The organism is Neptuniibacter sp., assembly GCF_024231755.1.
Taxonomy (GTDB): Bacteria; Pseudomonadota; Gammaproteobacteria; order Pseudomonadales; family Balneatricaceae; genus Neptuniibacter.
Genome location: NZ_JAAEQH010000007.1, coordinates 1 through 2,202 on the forward strand (window position 1 = coordinate 1; position 2,202 = coordinate 2,202).

Annotated in this window: 4 protein-coding genes; all 4 read left to right on the forward strand. The window is 45.1% G+C overall.

Annotated features, from left to right (window positions below; translation table 11 throughout):
* Window positions 1–933: HAD-IC family P-type ATPase (locus GY843_RS00295; protein ID WP_297305727.1), on the forward strand; the 933-nt coding region annotated here is incomplete at its 5' end.
* Window positions 934–950: 17 nt separating this feature from the next.
* Complete coding sequence (locus GY843_RS00300) at window positions 951–1,319, forward strand: cupredoxin domain-containing protein (protein ID WP_297305728.1); 369 nt, start codon at window positions 951–953, stop codon at window positions 1,317–1,319.
* Window positions 1,312–1,668: a DUF2933 domain-containing protein gene (locus tag GY843_RS00305; protein WP_297305729.1), complete on the forward strand. Its 357-nt coding sequence runs from the start codon at window positions 1,312–1,314 to the stop codon at window positions 1,666–1,668. The genes GY843_RS00300 and GY843_RS00305 overlap by 8 nt, the downstream gene beginning before the upstream one ends.
* On the forward strand, window positions 1,658–2,202 hold a 545-nt coding region (locus tag GY843_RS00310), incomplete at its 3' end, for an isoprenylcysteine carboxylmethyltransferase family protein (RefSeq protein WP_297305730.1). The genes GY843_RS00305 and GY843_RS00310, both read left to right, overlap by 11 nt.

The following is a 2,202-nucleotide window of genomic DNA, read 5'->3' on the forward strand; positions in this document are numbered from 1 at the left end:
ATAACTGAAGGTAGCCCTCAGGTTACTGAGATCCAGTTGACCGGCGATCATAAAGAGGAAGACATTCTTCGCTTAGCGGCAAGTTTGGAATCCGGTTCGGAACATCCCTTAGCGCTTTCTATAGTGGAGTCAGCCAAAGCCCAAGGATTTACCCTCTCTAAAGTGACGAACTTTAACGCGATTGCTGGACATGGCGTGGAAGGTGAAGTGGATGGAAGCACTCTGTTATTTGGTAATGAAAAATTGATGGAAGAACGGTCAATCTCTATTGACCATTATATCGCTGATGCGCAGCGTATGGCATCAGAAGCACAGACCCCTATGTACTTGGCTCTCAATGGGCAGCTTGCTGCAATAATTGCAGTATCTGATCCGATCAAAAAAGACTCAATAGAGGCAGTGAAGCGGCTACAAGCAAATGGCATACGTGTCGTAATGCTTACCGGTGATAACCGCGCAACAGCTAAGGCAGTTGCAGAAAAAGTAGGTATTACAGAGTTTGTTGCAGAAGTATTGCCTGAGGATAAATCTAACAAGGTTGAAGAGCTTCAGACTCATGGTGAGATCGTAGGTATGACAGGGGACGGTATCAATGATGCGCCTGCCTTGGCTCAGGCCAATGTCGGGTTTGCCATTGGTACAGGCACTGATGTGGCGATTGAAAGTGCTGACATAACTCTGATGCGCGGTTCATTACATGGATTGGCTGATGCTGTAGCTATCAGCAAAGCGACATTACGCAATATTAAGCAAAATTTGTTTGGTGCATTTATCTACAACGTTGCGGGTATCCCGTTTGCAGCAGGTGTTTTGTATCCGTTCTTTGGGCTACTGCTGAGCCCGGTCATTGCCGGGGCTGCAATGGCTCTCTCTTCGCTCACGGTTGTCAGTAATGCCAACCGTTTACGTTTGTTTAAAGCATCAGAGCATTAATCAGGGAGGCTAGCATCATGTTGATAATTAATTTATTAGGTTTCGTATTAATCGGCTTAATCATCTGGTGGTTTTGGCTTTATAAACCAGGTACCACAGCCGTAACAAAAGGCACAGTCCCCATAACCGTTGAGAACGGGGTGTACAGCCCAGCACAGGTTCGTGTGCAGGCGGGTGAACCCATTATCCTCAGTTTTGTTCGTAAAGACGGCTCGCCTTGTTCGGCCATTGTACAATTTGATGACTTAGGACTAAGTGAAGAGCTCCCCTTAAACAAAGCGCGAGAGATAAAGTTTGACTCTTTAACACCCGGTAAATATCCATTTTCATGTCAGATGCAGATGTACCGGGGCGAATTGATCGTGGAGGGACCGAACAATGAGTAAGAAGTCTTCATTCTGGTGTTCTAAAAGCGGATTCGCGGCATTACTGATGATTGCCGTTGCAGGCTATTTCCTGTTAGTTGAGCATGCAGAGCATGTTTTTCCTTTTCTGCCCTATCTGTTTTTACTGATGTGCCCATTGATGCACTTGTTTATGCATGGCAATCATAATCACGGGGGCCATAAGCACGACGCTAAGCAGGAGGAAGAGTTTAGCCCTTCTCCAGAGCATAGGCATGAGAACTTTATCGAACAGAGTGAGCAAAACGATGCTTACCGGGAAGGTTACATTGAGGGTTTAAAAGCGGCGAGAGAAGAAGCCAATCAAAAGGAGAACAAACATGAGCAATGATTATGGATTGTGGTCTTTGGTTGTTATCAACTCTGCTGTTTTTATCTTTTTCGCATTTAGTTTTATTAAACCTAAAAGCCAAATGGATTGGCGCAGTCTGGGAGCATTCTCCGCTTTCATCATTGCGCTCTTTACTGAGATGTATGGTTTCCCCTTAACGATCTATTTCCTGTCGGGATGGCTGAGTGAAATCTATCCACAAATCGATTTCTATGCCCATGAAAATGGTCATCTTCTGCATACGTTACTGGGATTCGAAGGTGACCCCCATTTCGACCCACTTCATTTGGCGAGCAATGCACTGATTGTTATTGGCTTCTTTATTTTAGCTTCGGCTTGGAATGTGTTGTATCAAGCACAGAAGCAGCATCGTTTAGCGAAAGACGGATGGTATGCGCGGTGTAGACATCCACAATATTTGGCATTTGTACTGATCATGTTTGGCTTCTTACTGCAATGGCCAACGATTCCAACCTTAGTGATGTTCCCTATCTTGGTCTTTGTCTATGTGCGGTTAGCAAAGTATGAGGAAGG

Excerpts from the sequence above, each read along its gene's own strand:
- GY843_RS00300 (WP_297305728.1), top strand. The coding sequence starts at position 951 with ATGTTGATAATTAATTTATTAGGTTTCGTATTAATCGGCTTAATCATC.
- GY843_RS00305 (WP_297305729.1), top strand. The coding sequence starts at position 1,312 with ATGAGTAAGAAGTCTTCATTCTGGTGTTCTAAAAGCGGATTCGCGGCA.